The sequence below is a fragment of the uncultured Aquabacterium sp. genome, from assembly GCF_913773725.1.
In the GTDB taxonomy this organism is placed as follows: domain Bacteria; phylum Pseudomonadota; class Gammaproteobacteria; order Burkholderiales; family Burkholderiaceae_C; genus Aquabacterium.
This window is the reverse complement of the sequence record NZ_CAJYGK010000086.1, coordinates 129,595-143,631: the sequence shown is the minus strand read 5'-3', so window position 1 is coordinate 143,631 and position 14,037 is coordinate 129,595. Positions and strand designations below refer to the sequence as shown.

Here is a 14,037-nt window from a genome sequence, read left to right as displayed (position 1 = left end):
CACTATGTGGGGCGCGTGCTGAAGCGGTCCTCAGATAAGAAAGGGCAATGCCGAGATCCGGAAAACCGGTGCGGCATGCATCACGGATCGCCGCATTGCCTTGTCCGCGTCAGACGCGATCGAACAGCACGTTGTTCTCGAGGTGGATGTGCTCCATCAGGTCTTCACGCAGGGTTTGCAGCCCCAGGTACAGCGCGCGCCAGGTGTTGCAGGCACCGCGGGGCAGGGTGATGCCGTTGGTGAGCGCCTCCAGCTTGGCCAGTTCGCCGCCGTGGTGATCGTGCTCGTGCCGCATCACCTGGACCGGCATGACGGCCATGTCGGTCTGACCGCGTTGCAGCATCGGGAACAGCACCATCTCTTCCTTCTGCATGTGGCTCTCGAGTTCTTGCAGCATGTTCTCGAGGTGGTCGGCCAGCCCCAAGGGACACTCAGGCCGATCGCCGTGCACGGATTCCACGCGGCGGGCCAGGCGGATCAACTCGGGCAGCTGCTCGCGGTGGCGTGCGTGGAAGCGCTCGAGGATGTGCTCGATGAGTGCCGGGGTGGGCGCGTCGGTCCAGTCCACGGCCCCATCGGCCTGCGGTTGCAGCCGGGCCAGTTGCGCGACGATGCGGGCGGCATCGATGCCGGCCTTGTCGGCCGCCTGTTGCAGGGTCTGCTTGCCACCGCAGCAGAAGTCGAGGTGGTATTCGTGGAACACCTTGGTGGCGCCCGGGATGGTGCGGGCCAGCAGGCCCAGGGATTCGTCGGCGTGGTTCATGGTGAAGGACTCCTTCGTGTGAGATGCCTTCCCTAGCGCAAAGCCCGGGCCCGTTTCTCCTCCCTTGAAAATCAATTACTTGGCTAAACAAAGGGTAGAATAAACCCTATCAAATAGGGTGAAAATGACCATTCAAAGGGTAGATATCACCACGATGGCGACCCTGGGCTGGGCCGATCTGGCGGTCACCTTGCCCCGGGCGGTGCGCTTGCAGCGGCTGGTGTCGCAACTGAAAGCGCAGTTCGCCTGTCACGCCGTGGCCTTGCTGCAGGAAGAGGGCGAGCGGCTGCGCCCTGTGGCCGTCGATGGGCTGACGCGTGACGCCATGGGCCGGGCCTTCGTGATTGCGCAGCACCCGCGCTTGTCAGCCATCCTGCTGGGACGCGGCGTGGTGCACTTCGAACACGCCAGCACCTTGCCCGACCCCTACGACGGGCTGGTCGACGCCATGGCGGGCGAGCCCTTGCCGGTGCATGACTGCATGGGTGCCAGCGTGATGATCGACGGCCATCGATGGGGTGTGCTCACGCTCGACGCTTTGCGCCCTGGCACCTTCAACGACAGCGCCCGAGAGGCCTTGCTTCAATGTCTGCCTTGGGTGGCGGCCGCCGTGCGCATGAGCCAGCTCGAACAGGAAGTGCAGGCCCTGCGGCAGGCCCGGGTGGCCGAGCCCGAGCAGACGGGGCGCATCCCCATCGGCGGCGCGCGGCTGGGCCTGATCGGCCACAGCCCGGCGCTGCAGCAGGTGCTGCACGAGGTGGACGTGGTGGCCCAGTCCGACCTGCCTGTGCTGCTGATGGGCGAGACCGGGGTGGGCAAGGACCTGTTCGCCAGCCGCGTGCACGAGCACTCGCCGCGCGCGGGCAAACCCATGGTCCATGTGAACTGCGCGGCGCTGCCCGAGTCGCTGGCAGAAAGCGAACTGTTCGGTCATGTGCGTGGCGCCTTCTCCGGCGCCACCACCGACCGTGCCGGGCGCTTCGAAGCGGCCCGCGGCGGCACCGTGTTCTTGGACGAGGTGGGCGAGTTGCCGCTCACCATCCAGGCCAAATTGCTGCGCACCCTGCAGAACGGCGAGGTGCAGCGCCTGGGGGCCGACAAGCCGGTGAAGGTGGATGTGCGCATCGTGGCGGCCACCAACCGGGCGCTGCGCGATGCCGTGGCCGATGGCACCTTCCGCGCCGACCTGTACCACCGGCTTTCGGTGTACCCGGTGCACGTGCCGCCGCTGCGCGACCGCGGCGACGACATCCTGCTGCTGGCCGGCCACTTCCTGGAGGTGAACCGGGCTCGGCTGGGCCTGCGCAGCCTGAGGCTGGATGCCGCCGCCGAGGCCGCGTTGCTGGCCTATCCGTGGCCCGGCAACGTGCGCGAGCTGGAGCACGTGATCGGCCGGGCGGCGCTCAAACTGTTGACGCGCGGGGTAAGCCGCAGCGACATCGCCACGCTGACGGTGGACCTGCTGGATCTGTCTTTCGACACCCTCGTCGGTGCCTCATCAGATGAGCCGGCGATGCGATGTCCCGCCGACGACCATGAAAAACCCCAGCCGGTGACCCTGCACGAACAGGTCGATCAGCTTCAACGCCAGGCCATCCGGCAGGCATTGCGGCACACCGATGGAAACTGGGCGATGGCAGCACGCCAGCTGGGGCTGGATGCGAGCAACCTCCACAAGCTGGCGAAGCGGTTGGGCTTGAAGTGAGCGCACCGATCTGCCCTTCCCAATGACGCAATGCTGGGAGAGGGATGACGGCAGTTGTCATGGCGCCAGTGGAGTGCGTTCGCACTTCAGCATCAGGGGCAGGGCAGGAAGCACGCATCCGGTGAGCCCAGGTCGCGGCGACAATGGGCCATGCAAGATGAAATTGGTACCCAGCCGCTTCTCCGTACGCTGCCCAACGGTGTCCGGCTGTTGGCCCTTCCCATGCCCCACGTACGGAGCGTCAGCGTGGGCGTCTTCCTGCGCGTCGGGTCTCGCGACGAAACGCCCGCCACCAATGGCATCGGCCATGTCCTTGAGCACATGGCCTTCAAGGGCACCACCACGCGTTCCGTGCAGGCGATCAACCTGGATGCGGAGCGGCTGGGCGCGGACGTCAACGCCTACACGGGCAAGGACAGCACCGGCTATTTCATGACCGGCCTGGGCGCGCACGCGCAGCAACTGCTCGGCATGACGGCCGACATCGTGCTCCACAGCACGTTTCCCGAAGTTGAACTGCAGCGCGAACTGGAGGTGATCCGCCAGGAAGCCATCGAGTACGACGAAGACCCCGACGACAGTGGCAACGACCTGCTCGACCGCGCCATCTGGGGGGGCCATCCCATGGGCATGCCCGTCATCGGCACGGTCGAGAACATCGAGGGCTTCACGCGCGACGATCTGGTTCGCCATGTGCAGCGGCATTACGTGGCCGACAACACGGTTGTCGTCGCGGCCGGCCACTTCGACGTCGACGCGTGGATGAGCCACGCCGAGGATCTGTTCGCGGCCATGCCGGCATCGACCGACGGCGTCGGGTCGCATCCACCCACGCCCGCGGCATATGCCGGCCAGGCGGTGGCCCGGCGCTTTACCCAAGTCTCGCAGGTGTTCCTGAACGTTGCGTATCCCGTGATGCCCACGGGCCCGGACGACATGCCATCGCGGCGCTTGCGTCTGGCCGCCGCGCTTGCGGCCAATCTGTTCGGCTGCGGGATGTCTGCCCCGTTGGTCGACACGGTGCGCGAGCGGCTCGGCCTGGCCTACACGGCCGATGCGAGCATCGACGGTGGAGACAACTGGCTCAATTTCTTGGTGCATGCGGTGACCACCCCGGACAAGATCGAGGCGCTGGTTCAGGTGACGGGCGAGCTGCTGCATGCCCAGACGACCCGCATTGATCCTGTCCATCTGGAGCGCGCGAAGAACCAGTTGACCGTCTCGTACGTGCGTGCCAGTGAGCGACCCTTCGCGACGATGGAGCGGGCCGTCGAAGAACTCTGGGCCAGCGGGAGCGTGACGCCGCTGTCCGAGACCATGGCCTTGATCGACGACATCCGCGCGGAAGAAGTCCGGGACGTCTTCGTGCGGATGCTCGCCCATCCCCCGGCGCTGTCGATCACCGGCAAGGGTGTCAGCGTCAAGTCTGCGCGGCACCTGGCGGGCTGTCTGGCCGCCAGCGTCCGTCAGATGCCGTAGGCGAGTTCGAAGTCTCTCATCATGGACAAACTCTTGCTACAGCAGCAGGTGCTGGAACGGCTCGCCGAAGACCTGTTGCAGGTCGAACAGGCAGCGCGGACGGCCCATGAAACGGCGACGCACGAAGAGAACATCGCCGAGAACAAGTACGACCCCCTGGGGCTCGAAGCTGCCTATCTGGCCACGGGCCAAGCTCGTCGCGCCGAGGCCATCCGTCAGGCGATCGCGCATTGGCGTCAGTTCCGCCCGCGCCCCTACGATGCCAGCCAAGGCATCCAGCTCGGCGCGTTGGTGTGCCTGGTCGACGCCGACGACAAGCAGCAACTGCTCTTTCTCGGCCCGGACGGCGGCAGCATGCAGCTGGTCAGCGGTGCCCAGCCCGTTCAGGTCATCAGCAGCGCATCCCCTCTGGGCAGGGCCATGCTGGGCAAGTGCGAGGGGGACGAAGTGGCGCTCCAGGTCGCGCTGACCCGACAGCAGTTCGAGGTCCTGCGGGTTGACTGACGGTCCGCCGAGACGGCGGCCACCGTGTGGCCTCGCCTGCTGATCTGCAGTCTGCGTTTGACGCGCGTCAAAACCCTGCTCATCAGAGGTCAGAACACTACCCATAGCGTTCCGGGGTGGTTCCGGACACTAGATGTAGTGGAGATGACATGACGCCGCCTTTGACCGCCGCGACCTCTTCCCGGGCCGAGATCCCGCCCTCAGACCGGCGGATCGCCGTGGATGTGGGGCGCTCGGTCAACGAATACCTCGACCGCCAGGACTGGCGCATCCACGCCAACGCCAACCAGGGCTATTCGCTCGGCGGGCTGATCCTCAACGTGTCGGGCAAGGTGATCGCCAACTACTGGCTCAGCCACGTGTACCCGGACGAGGTCGGGCAGGCCCATCGCGAGGCGGACATCCACATCCATGACCTCGACATGCTCTCGGGCTACTGCGCCGGCTGGTCGCTGCGCACGCTGCTGCACGAAGGCCTCAATGGGGTGCCAGGCAAGGTCGAAGCGGGCCCGCCCAAGCACCTGTCGTCGGCCGTGGGGCAGATCGTCAACTTCCTGGGCACGCTGCAGAACGAATGGGCCGGGGCCCAGGCCTTCAGCTCCTTCGACACCTACCTCGCACCCTTCATCCGCAAGGACGCGCTGGATTACGCCCAGGTGCGCCAGTGCATCCAGGAGCTGATCTACAACCTGAACGTGCCCTCGCGCTGGGGCACGCAGACGCCTTTCACCAACCTGACGTTCGACTGGACCTGTCCAGAAGACCTGCGCGAGCAGGTGCCCGTGATCGGGGGCGTCGAGATGCCGTTCAGCTATGGCGAGCTGCAGGCCGAGATGGACATGATCAACCAGGCCTACATCGACGTGATGATGACGGGCGATGCCAAGGGCCGGGCGTTCACGTTTCCCATCCCCACCTACAACATCACCAAGGATTTCGACTGGGACCATCCGAACACGCAGCGGCTGTTCGAGATGACGGCCAAGTACGGTCTGCCTTACTTCCAGAACTTCCTCAACTCCGAGCTGCAGCCGCACATGATCCGCTCGATGTGCTGCCGCCTGCAGCTCGACCTGCGCGAGCTGCTCAAGCGCGGCAACGGGCTGTTCGGGTCGGCCGAACAGACGGGCTCGCTCGGGGTGGTCACGCTCAACTGCGCGCGGCTGGGCTACCTGCATGCGGGCGACGAGGCCGCGCTGCTGGCCCGCACCGACGCGCTGCTCGATCTGGCCGCCCGCAGCCTCGAGATCAAGCGCAAGGTCATCCAGGAGCACATGGATGCCGGGCTCTTTCCTTACACCAAGCGTTACCTGGGCACGCTGCGCAACCACTTCTCGACCGTGGGCGTGAATGGCATCAACGAGATGATCCGCAACTTCACGGGCGATGCGCACGACATCACCACCCCGTGGGGCGAGGCCTTTGCGGTGCGCTTCCTGGACCACATCCGCACCCGCATCACGGCCATGCAGGAAGCCACCGGCCACCTGTACAACCTGGAAGCCACACCCGCCGAGGGCACGACCTACCGGTTCGCCAAGGAAGACCGCCAGCGCTGGCCCGACATCCTGCAGGCGGGCACGGACGCGCAGCCCTACTACACGAACTCGTCTCAACTGCCTGTGGGCTTTTGCGATGACCCGTTCGAGGCCCTGGCCCGACAGGAGCCGCTGCAGACCCGATACACGGGGGGCACGGTGCTGCACCTCTACCTGGGTGAGCGGGTGTCGTCGGCCGAGGCCTGCAAGGCCCTGGTGCGCCGTGCGCTCAGCCGTTTCCGTCTTCCCTACATCACCGTCACGCCGACGTTCTCGATCTGCCCGGTGCACGGTTACCTGGCGGGCGAGCACGCCTTCTGCCCGCACTGCGACGAAGCCGCCCTGGCGCGCCGGCAGCCGGCGTCGGCCACTCCTGATCTCCAACCCGCCTGATCTCGCTTGAAAGGAAACCCATGTCCGACATCGCACACACCCCCGACGCGCCCCATCCCGTTCTGGCCGAGCACGAACGCCAGCGCTGCGAGGTGTGGACCCGCGTGATGGGCTACCACCGCCCCGTCGCCTCGTTCAACATCGGCAAGAAAGGCGAGTTCCATGAGCGGCGCTACTTCATCGAGCCCGACCGCCAAGCCGTTCGCGCCTGAGACGCGCGTGCCCGGTTGCCTGGCTGTCGGCGGGTTCACGCCGCTGAGCACGACCGACTGGCCCGGCAAGTTGGCGGCAGTCGTGTTTGTGCAGGGCTGCCCGTGGCGCTGCCACTATTGCCACAACCCCGATCTGCAGGCCCGACTGGTGGCCGATACGACCCGATGGCATCGTGTGCTCGACACGCTGGTGCAGCGCGTGGGGCTGCTCGATGGCGTCGTGTTCAGCGGCGGCGAGCCCACACTGGATGCTGCTTTGCCCCACGCGATGCGGCAAGTGCGGGATCTGGGCTTCGAGGTCGGGCTGCACACCGCAGGGCTGTACCCCGATCGGCTGGCGTGTTGTCTGCCCTTGGTGGACTGGGTGGCGCTGGACGTGAAGACCGCGTTCGACGACTACGAGGCGGTGACGGCCGTGCGCGGCAGCGGAGAGCCCGTGCGGCACAGCCTGCATCGCGTGCTGGCCAGCGCCAAGCCCCACGAGTTGCGCACCACTTGGCACCCTGCGCTGTTGCCCGATGGCGCCCTCATGCGGCTGGCGGATGAGCTGGCTGAGGCAGGAGCCCACACATGGATGCTGCAGGGCTATCGCCCGACACCCGACACGCAGGCGGCGTTGGGTGCGGGTTGGCAGATGCCGCCCGCGGCCCTGGTGAGCCGGCTCGCGCGGCCCGGGCTGACGGTGCAACTGCGCGGCACCTGAGTCGCATCGGAGCAGCCCGACTGGGGCTGCGCTACAGTGACTGCTGCACTGTGGAGCGGGTCGTGTCCTTCGAACTCTGGTTGGTTTACCTCGTGGCGGCCGTCGGGCTGTCGTTCGCGCCGGGCCCCAACGGGCTGCTGGCCCTGACGCATGGCGCGCGCTTCGGCCTGCAGCGCACGCTGTTCACCGTGCTCGGCGGCGCCCTTGGCTTTCTGCTGTTGATCGCGGTGTCGCTGGCAGGCATGGGCGCTTTGCTTGCGGCGTCGGAGCGCAGCTTCATGGTGGCCAAGATGGTGGGGGCGGCCTATCTCGCCTACCTGGGCCTGCGGCTCTCGATGGCGCCGGCCCAGCCCATCGCGGTGGTGTCCGAAGGCGAGGACGTGCCTGGGGCCTCGGGATTCAGGCTTTTTGTGCAGGGCTTCCTGGTGGCCGCCACCAATCCCAAGGGCATCGTGTTCTTTGCTGCCTTCCTGCCGCAGTTCATCGTGCCCGGCGTGCCGTTCTGGACCCAGCTGGCCGTCTTCGGTGGCACTTTCGTGGTCGTCGAGGTGCTGTATGAAGCCATGCTGGCCGCACTGGCCCAGCGCATTGCGCCCTGGCTGGGTGATCACACGCGTTGGTTCAACCGCGTCACGGGCGGCGTGTTCGTCGCTTTCGGCGTGGCGTTGGCCAACGCCCATCGGTGAGGTCATCCGTGCTGGCCACGACGCGGCAGAATGCCATTGGCGGCGAGGTGCCAGAGACGCCGACGGTCCGGAGCAACGCCACCACCGCAGCTTGACCTTGCGCAAAGCCGCAATGCCAGGGGGTGCCTAGAGTGCACCGCCATGGATGCAGTCATGAAGCCCGAACTGGTCTGTCCGGCCGGTTCACCGCGCGCGCTCGACGTTGCGCTGGAAGCCGGTGCCGATGCGGTCTACCTCGGCCTGCGCGATGCCACCAATGCCCGCAACTTTGCCGGGCTCAACTTCTCTCCCGCTGAGCTGAAGGTCGCCGTACAGCAGGCTCACCGATTGAGCCGCAAGGTGCTGATGGCGATCAACACGCAGGCGCTGGCATCCGATCCGGCCGGCTGGTTCCGCGCCGTCGATGCCGCGGCCGACGCGGGCGTCGATGCGCTCATCGTGGCCGATGTGGCCGTGATGGCCTATGCGAAGCGCCATCACCCGGATTTGCGGTTGCACCTGTCGGTGCAGGGCTCGGCCACCAACCACGAGGCGATTGCGCTGTACCACGAGCGCTATGGCATCCAGCGCGCGGTGCTGCCGCGGGTGCTGACCCTGTCGCAGGTGGCCCATGTGATACGCCAGTCGCCGGTCGAGATCGAAGTCTTCGGCTTCGGTAGCCTGTGCGTGATGGTGGAGGGCCGTTGTGCGCTGTCGTCGTATGCCACCGGGTGTTCTCCGAACAACGCGGGCGTGTGTTCTCCCGCGGAGGCCGTGCGCTGGGAGGAGCAGGGCGGCCGTGTCGACGCTCGCCTGGGTGGGGTGCTGATCGACCGCTACGGGCCCGGGGAGCACCGGGCCTATCCGACGCTGTGCAAGGGGCGCTTCGACGTGGCGGGGCAGCTGGACCACGCACTGGAAGAGCCCACCAGCCTGAACACGCTCGATGTGTTGCCCGAGCTCATCCAGGCGGGCGTGTCGGCCATCAAGATCGAAGGGCGGCAGCGCAGTGCAGCCTACATCGGGCAGGTCACCAAGGTGTGGCGCCAGGCGATCGACCAGGCCATGGCCGGGTTGGACCGCTTCCAGGTGGCGCCTGTGTGGCGACAGACCCTGGAGCGGGTCTCCGAAGGGCGCCAGACGACGCTGGGCGCGCTGAGCCGCCCTTGGCAATGAAACCGGATGACGACATGAGCCTGAGCCTGACCATCGGACCGGTGCAATACCACTGGGGCCGCGATGCCCTCCTGCAGTTCTACGCGGACGTGGCCGACAGCACCGCACGGGATGTCGTCATCGGCGAGGTGGTGTGCTCGCGGCGGCGCGACATGAAGCCCGCCGACTGGGTTGCCATCGCGGCCGAGTTGACCCAGGCCGGCAAACAGGTGTGGCTGGGCACGCTGGCCCTGATCGAAACCGAGGCCGAGTTGCGTGCGGTGCGACAGGCGGTCGAGCGCGGTGACGTTCAGATCGAGGCCAACGATGCGGCCGCCGTGCGGCTGGCCTGGCACGCGGGGCGTCCGTGGTCGATCGGCACGCATGTGAACGTCTACAGCAGCGAGGCCCTGGCCGAGTACCGGGACATGGGCGCCACCCGGTGGCTCGCCCCGGTCGAACTGGACCTGGCGGGCGTGCGGACGGTGGCTGCGGCGCACCGCGACGCGATCGCGGTGGAGGTGATGGCCTTCGGCCGCCTGCCGCTGGCCTTGTCGGCACGGTGCTTCACGGCCCGACACCACAACCTGCAGAAGGACCAGTGCGGCTTCATCTGCCGGGACGATCCGGACGGCTGCACGGTGAGATCGCAGGAGGGGCAGGTGTTCCTCGCACTCAATGGCATCCAGACGCAGTCCGGGGCCGTGCAGTGCCTCGTGCACCACCTGCCGGCCCTGCGCGCGGCGGGTGTGGATGCACTGCGGCTGTCACCGTGCTCGCAGGACTTTCGCGAGGTGATGGCCGTGTACGAGGCCCTGGTGGCCGGCGACCTGGCCGCGCAGGAAGCCGAGCGCGTGCTGCGTGGCCTGCGGCTGCCCGGCCCGCTGGCCGATGGGTTTGCAACCGCCCGTGAGCCGGGCATGAACTGGAGCATGGCATGACGACGTCGACCCCGATGTGGCCGTGGGCGGCCCTGGCCCGCGTGGCACCCACGCTGTCCGCGGTGGCGCGCCGACTGCCGACCCAGCCGCCTTCGTGGGCGGCGGCGCAGTTCCTGACCCAGCGCTGGTGGCCGCTGGTCTCGCCCGAGATCCAGCCGCGCCTGTGCGGGCGCCGCGTCGATGTGGTGGTGACCGACCTGGGCCTGACGCTGCACTTGCGCGCCACGCCGGGCGGGCTGGTCGTGGCGCGGCAGGATGAGCCGGTGGCGGTGCGCCTGCATGCCGAGGCGCGCGCGTTCGTCGACCTGATGCAGGGCCGCGATGACCCGGACACGCTGTTCTTCGAGCAGCGCCTCGTGATGGAGGGCGACACCGCCTATGCCCTGTTGCTCAAGAACACGCTGGATGCCATCGGCCCGGTGGAGTGGCGGCCCTGGCGGCCCGCCGCCCGGGCCTGATCAGCCCGGCCGCCCGTCGACCCGGGGGCGCAGGTACCAGCGGATCAGCCGCACGGACCACACGCCCGCCACCGCCATCCAGCCCCACGCGGCCCCGATGGTCAGCCACGGCGCGGCCGCAGGCCACAGCTGGGCGGCCAGTCGGGTGAGGGCCACGGCCTGAAGGGCCAGGAACACCGCCCAGACGAAGTCGTCGGCCACCAGCGTGCGGCCGCCGTGGCCGCAACTCACACGGGTCACCATGGCCATGAGCAGCGAACCCAGCGATCCGATGGCCAGTGCATGCACGGCCAGCAGCGGATCGGCGTGGAGCTCGAGCAGAAAGGCCACGCCCAGCCAGACAAAGCCCAGGTGCAGCATGGCGAGCAGGCGAATGCGCAGGCTCTGGACCAGGCCCCAGCGCACGCCCAGGGCGATCACGAGCAGGCCCCAAGGCAGTGCCAGAGCCGGGCGCACGTGGCCGGGCAGCGTCGCGCGGGGCAGCACCCCGAGCGCATCCCCGACGTGCAGGACGCCCTGGGCCCACAGGCCGGTCAGCAGCGTCCACAGCAGCCAGTTCGGGCGCCACGCGTCGAGCGCCGGCATGGCCGCGGCCGTGAAGAAGGGAATCATGCGGTGCAGCGCCACCACGAACACTGGGGCGATCCAGAACCACAGCAGGCCCAGCAACGTGGCGTGCCACAGCGGCCAGGCGCCTTGCTGCAGGGCCACCGCAGACACCGCCAGCAGCACGGCGCCCACACAGCCCGACACGGCAATCAAACGGGCATGCAGGGTGTCCTCCTGCCGGCTCTGGCGCAGCAGCCCGATGAAGCGGACCAGCAGGTCCAGCCAGCCCAGCAGGCTCAGCAGCAGCCCGGCACTGGTCCAGGCAGGGTGCCAATATGCGCCAATGGCTGCGACCCACCACCCGGCGCACAGCGCCACGCTGCCGCGCAGCAGCTGCGGTGCCGTGGGCGCCGTCACGTTCAGCCAGCGCGGGCCGGCGGTGAACAGAAAGCCGGTGAAGTACAGCGGCATGAAGGCACCGACCATCAGCTGCGCGTGCAGCCAGCCGGGAGGCAGGGCCATGCCGGGGTGGCCCGTCCAGCGCAGGGCGTTGAACCAGGCCCACCAGCCCGAGACGGCCAGCAGGTTCAGGGCCGCCAGAAAGAAGCCAAGGCGGTGGGGAGCCCACAACAGGTGGGCCAGTCGCAGGGGACCGGGCTCGGCCGGGCGGGTGGGCTTCATCGCTGGATGGCCAGCCGCTCGGGATGCGGGATGCAGATTTCGCGACGGTGCATGTGAATCAGCCTGGCCAGGTGCAGCTCGCGCAGGATACGGGAGAAGTGTTCGGGGGTGATCGACAACAACGATGCCACCGTGTTCTTGCTGACCGGCAGCTCGACCAGCCGCTGCTCACCCTCATCCGACGGCGCCTCTGCGGTGGGAGCCGACCGGGCCAGCGTCGGCAGGTGCAGCAGATAGCTGCACACCCGTTCCATGGCGGTGCGCAGTGTGGTGGCCTCGATCTCGCGCATCATGCGACGTACCTGTCGGGCCGCATCGTCCAGCAGGCGCGTGGCCATCTCGGGATCACGCTGCAGTTCCATCCGCAGCACGTCGCCCGGCACGATGAGCACCACGGCGGCCGTCAGCGCCTGCGCATGGTGCTGGTGTGTTTCGGCGTGGGTCATGTGCGTGCCGGGCAGCGTCTCGCCCCGGCCCACCACGTCGATCACCTTCTCATGGCCATCCGGGGCGCGCGCGTAGACCTTGACCTGGCCGTCCAGCACCGCATGCAGTCCTTCGCAGAGGCTGCCGGCCGAGAACACCTCCCCGCCGCGCGGGATCGAGCGGAGTTCGCACTGCGCCATCAGATCGACCAGCCGCGCATGGTCGAGCCGCGAAAAGGCGGCGTTCTCAGCCAGGCGGGCAGCGGCGCCGCTCGTGTCCATGGGCATGGTCGCAAGGCTCCTGCGCGCTTCGGCGGGCTCAGTGCTCGCCCCAGCGCGTGTCGATTTCGTTGAACACCACCGCGTCGTCGGCCGGTGGCTCGTGATACGGGCCGGTGCCGCTGTGACTGGCCTGCGAGGCCGGCAGAAACTGCCCGGTCCGCACATCGAAGACATGCACCTCACCATCCTCGATCACGTAATGCCAGCCGTGCAGCGTGACCTCACGGCGCTCCACCCGCGCGCGCACCATGGGGTAGTCCATCAGCCGCTCGAGCTGCAGCACCACGGCGCGTTGCTCGGTGCGCCGCAACGCTTCGGGTGTCACCTGCACGGGCAGCGCAGCCTCACGGGCCATGTCGAGCCAACCCTGCAGGTTGCGGGCTTCGGCGGGCACTTCTTCGTACAGCGCCTTCATGGCGCCGCAGTGCGAGTGGCCGCACACCACGATGCGTGACACCTTGAGGTTCAACATCGCGAACTCGATGGCCGCCGCCGTGCCATGCAGGCCGTGCAGCCCCATGTAGGGCGGCACGAGTGCGCCGACGTTGCGCACGATGAACAGCTCGCCCGGCCCTGCGCCCGTGAGCAGGTAAGGCACGAGGCGCGAATCGGAGCAGCCGATGAACAGCGTGGTCGGATGCTGACCGTCCGTCACCAGCGTCTGGAAGCGCGACTGGTGCTGCGGAAAGAAGTCGTCGTGGAAGCGTCGCAGACGCTGCAGCAGGTCGTCCATGGCGGGACCTTCCACGCTCACTGCAGCAGCGGCGACGTGGCCGCGTCGATGTCGGCGCCTTCCACCCCGTGCTGTGCGGCGAGCACGGCACAAGCCTGACGCAGGGCGGTGGCAAAGGCCTGCTGCTTGAGCGCCTGCGCCACGGCTTGCTGCACGGCCTCGAACGGGGGCTGGATGCCCGGTTCGCGCTCGCTGACCTCCACCACGTGCAGGCCGAAGCGGCTGTGAACCAGCCGCGGCAGCACGCCGATGTGGGCCTGCGCCTCGTCCTGACCGAAGAGTTCGCGAGCGAACTCCGGTGCGCATTCCTCGGCCGTCAGCCAGCCCAGCACACCGCCGTCCGCCCCGCTGGGGCAGTTGGACAGCGCACGGGCCTGCTCGGCAAAGGTCTCGGGTGCGGCGCGCACGGCGATCAGCACCTGCTCGGCGCGCTGCCGCAGCGCCTGCACGTCCACGCCCTCGGTGACGGCAAACAGGATGTGGCGCGCCTGGACCCGCTCGCCCTGCGCGTAACGGGCGCTGTGGGCGGCATGGTAGCGGCGGCACGTGGCCTCGTCGGGCTCGGGCAGGGTGATGTGGCGGGCGAGCCAGGCGTCGATGGCGTCGGCCGCGGCCTCGCTCAGCACGCCTTCCACCGGCGCCGGGTCATCGGCGTCGAGCAGGCCGTCTTCGATCGCGGCCAGACGCAGCAGCGCCAGGCTGGCGATCTGGCGGCGCTCCGCCTCGGTCAGTGCGGCGGGCTCGGGGTGGAGCACGTCGGGGCCCACGCGCAGGATCGACTGCAGCACGGGAGACGATGGGATGGGGAGGTCCATGATGAGGGGCCTTTCAGGCGGTTCGCACGGGGCGTT

15 protein-coding genes are annotated in these 14,037 nt (G+C 68.1%); 10 read left to right on the top strand and 5 right to left on the bottom strand.

Annotated features, from left to right (window positions below; all coding sequences use genetic code 11):
* Nucleotides 1–109: 109 nt before the first annotated feature.
* Nucleotides 110–763 carry an iron-sulfur cluster repair protein YtfE gene (gene ytfE / locus QZ709_RS09845; RefSeq protein ID WP_294637096.1) on the bottom strand — a complete coding sequence of 218 codons (654 nt, stop codon included), beginning with the start codon at nucleotides 761–763 and terminating at the stop codon, nucleotides 110–112.
* Between the two features lie 154 nt (nucleotides 764–917).
* On the opposite strand from ytfE, the gene norR reads away from it, so the two are divergent.
* From norR to QZ709_RS09795, 10 genes are all read left to right on the top strand, one after another.
* On the top strand, nucleotides 918–2,468 hold the full coding sequence (norR, locus tag QZ709_RS09840) for a nitric oxide reductase transcriptional regulator NorR (RefSeq protein ID WP_294637095.1): 1,551 nt from the start codon (nucleotides 918–920) through the stop codon (nucleotides 2,466–2,468).
* A gap of 222 nt (nucleotides 2,469–2,690) precedes the next feature.
* Nucleotides 2,691–3,947 (top strand): pitrilysin family protein, encoded by a 1,257-nt coding sequence (locus QZ709_RS09835; protein ID WP_294637094.1) that lies wholly within the window; start codon nucleotides 2,691–2,693, stop codon nucleotides 3,945–3,947.
* A 21-nt stretch (nucleotides 3,948–3,968) separates the two neighbouring features.
* Nucleotides 3,969–4,451, top strand: a complete 483-nt coding sequence (locus QZ709_RS09830; protein WP_294637093.1) for a GreA/GreB family elongation factor — start codon at nucleotides 3,969–3,971, stop codon at nucleotides 4,449–4,451.
* Nucleotides 4,452–4,600: 149 nt separating this feature from the next.
* Nucleotides 4,601–6,382 carry a ribonucleoside triphosphate reductase gene (locus tag QZ709_RS09825; protein ID WP_294637092.1) on the top strand — a complete coding sequence of 594 codons (1,782 nt, stop codon included), beginning with the start codon at nucleotides 4,601–4,603 and terminating at the stop codon, nucleotides 6,380–6,382.
* 20 nt (nucleotides 6,383–6,402) lie between these two features.
* On the top strand, nucleotides 6,403–6,594 hold the full coding sequence (nrdD, locus tag QZ709_RS09820; protein ID WP_294637091.1) for an anaerobic ribonucleoside-triphosphate reductase: 192 nt from the start codon (nucleotides 6,403–6,405) through the stop codon (nucleotides 6,592–6,594).
* Entirely contained in the window at nucleotides 6,545–7,297 is a 753-nt protein-coding gene (locus QZ709_RS09815) for an anaerobic ribonucleoside-triphosphate reductase activating protein (RefSeq protein ID WP_294637090.1), read from the top strand. Before nrdD ends, QZ709_RS09815 begins: the two co-directional genes overlap by 50 nt.
* 62 nt (nucleotides 7,298–7,359) lie before the next feature.
* The gene (locus QZ709_RS09810; RefSeq protein ID WP_294637089.1) at nucleotides 7,360–7,983 is read left to right on the top strand and encodes a LysE family transporter; all 624 of its coding nucleotides are present in this window, start codon (nucleotides 7,360–7,362) and stop codon (nucleotides 7,981–7,983) included.
* Between the two features lie 153 nt (nucleotides 7,984–8,136).
* On the top strand, nucleotides 8,137–9,138 hold the full coding sequence (locus tag QZ709_RS09805) for a peptidase U32 family protein (protein WP_294637088.1): 1,002 nt from the start codon (nucleotides 8,137–8,139) through the stop codon (nucleotides 9,136–9,138).
* A 14-nt stretch (nucleotides 9,139–9,152) separates the two neighbouring features.
* A complete protein-coding gene (locus QZ709_RS09800; RefSeq protein WP_294637087.1) occupies nucleotides 9,153–10,058 on the top strand; it encodes a U32 family peptidase in 906 nt (301 codons plus the stop codon).
* Nucleotides 10,055–10,516, top strand: a complete 462-nt coding sequence (locus QZ709_RS09795) for an SCP2 sterol-binding domain-containing protein (RefSeq protein ID WP_294637086.1) — start codon at nucleotides 10,055–10,057, stop codon at nucleotides 10,514–10,516. Before QZ709_RS09800 ends, QZ709_RS09795 begins: the two co-directional genes overlap by 4 nt.
* Here QZ709_RS09795 and QZ709_RS09790 read toward each other — a convergent pair whose 3' ends face one another.
* The 4 genes from QZ709_RS09790 to QZ709_RS09775 are packed head-to-tail and all read right to left on the bottom strand — an operon-like array spanning nucleotide 10,517 to nucleotide 14,001.
* Nucleotides 10,517–11,746 (bottom strand): NnrS family protein, encoded by a 1,230-nt coding sequence (locus tag QZ709_RS09790; protein ID WP_294637085.1) that lies wholly within the window; start codon nucleotides 11,744–11,746, stop codon nucleotides 10,517–10,519. It lies immediately after the preceding gene.
* Nucleotides 11,743–12,459, bottom strand: a complete 717-nt coding sequence (locus tag QZ709_RS09785) for a Crp/Fnr family transcriptional regulator (protein ID WP_294637084.1) — start codon at nucleotides 12,457–12,459, stop codon at nucleotides 11,743–11,745. Before QZ709_RS09785 ends, QZ709_RS09790 begins: the two co-directional genes overlap by 4 nt.
* Before the next feature lie 31 nt (nucleotides 12,460–12,490).
* Nucleotides 12,491–13,186: a carbonic anhydrase gene (locus QZ709_RS09780; protein ID WP_294637083.1), complete on the bottom strand. Its 696-nt coding sequence runs from the start codon at nucleotides 13,184–13,186 to the stop codon at nucleotides 12,491–12,493.
* A gap of 17 nt (nucleotides 13,187–13,203) precedes the next feature.
* Nucleotides 13,204–14,001 (bottom strand): peptidylprolyl isomerase, encoded by a 798-nt coding sequence (locus tag QZ709_RS09775; protein ID WP_366937161.1) that lies wholly within the window; start codon nucleotides 13,999–14,001, stop codon nucleotides 13,204–13,206.
* Nucleotides 14,002–14,037 lie beyond the last annotated feature (36 nt).

Bases quoted from the DNA above. Each gene is read 5' to 3' on its own strand.
- ytfE (WP_294637096.1), bottom strand. From the start codon at position 763: ATGAACCACGCCGACGAATCCCTGGGCCTGCTGGCCCGCACCATCCCG.
- norR (WP_294637095.1), top strand. From the start codon at position 918: ATGGCGACCCTGGGCTGGGCCGATCTGGCGGTCACCTTGCCCCGGGCG.
- QZ709_RS09835 (WP_294637094.1), top strand. From the start codon at position 2,691: ATGCCCCACGTACGGAGCGTCAGCGTGGGCGTCTTCCTGCGCGTCGGG.
- QZ709_RS09830 (WP_294637093.1), top strand. From the start codon at position 3,969: ATGGACAAACTCTTGCTACAGCAGCAGGTGCTGGAACGGCTCGCCGAA.
- QZ709_RS09825 (WP_294637092.1), top strand. From the start codon at position 4,601: ATGACGCCGCCTTTGACCGCCGCGACCTCTTCCCGGGCCGAGATCCCG.
- nrdD (WP_294637091.1), top strand. From the start codon at position 6,403: ATGTCCGACATCGCACACACCCCCGACGCGCCCCATCCCGTTCTGGCC.
- QZ709_RS09815 (WP_294637090.1), top strand. From the start codon at position 6,545: ATGAGCGGCGCTACTTCATCGAGCCCGACCGCCAAGCCGTTCGCGCCT.
- QZ709_RS09805 (WP_294637088.1), top strand. From the start codon at position 8,137: ATGAAGCCCGAACTGGTCTGTCCGGCCGGTTCACCGCGCGCGCTCGAC.
- QZ709_RS09800 (WP_294637087.1), top strand. From the start codon at position 9,153: ATGAGCCTGAGCCTGACCATCGGACCGGTGCAATACCACTGGGGCCGC.
- QZ709_RS09795 (WP_294637086.1), top strand. From the start codon at position 10,055: ATGACGACGTCGACCCCGATGTGGCCGTGGGCGGCCCTGGCCCGCGTG.
- QZ709_RS09790 (WP_294637085.1), bottom strand. From the start codon at position 11,746: ATGAAGCCCACCCGCCCGGCCGAGCCCGGTCCCCTGCGACTGGCCCAC.
- QZ709_RS09785 (WP_294637084.1), bottom strand. From the start codon at position 12,459: ATGCCCATGGACACGAGCGGCGCCGCTGCCCGCCTGGCTGAGAACGCC.
- QZ709_RS09780 (WP_294637083.1), bottom strand. From the start codon at position 13,186: ATGGACGACCTGCTGCAGCGTCTGCGACGCTTCCACGACGACTTCTTT.
- QZ709_RS09775 (WP_366937161.1), bottom strand. From the start codon at position 14,001: ATGGACCTCCCCATCCCATCGTCTCCCGTGCTGCAGTCGATCCTGCGC.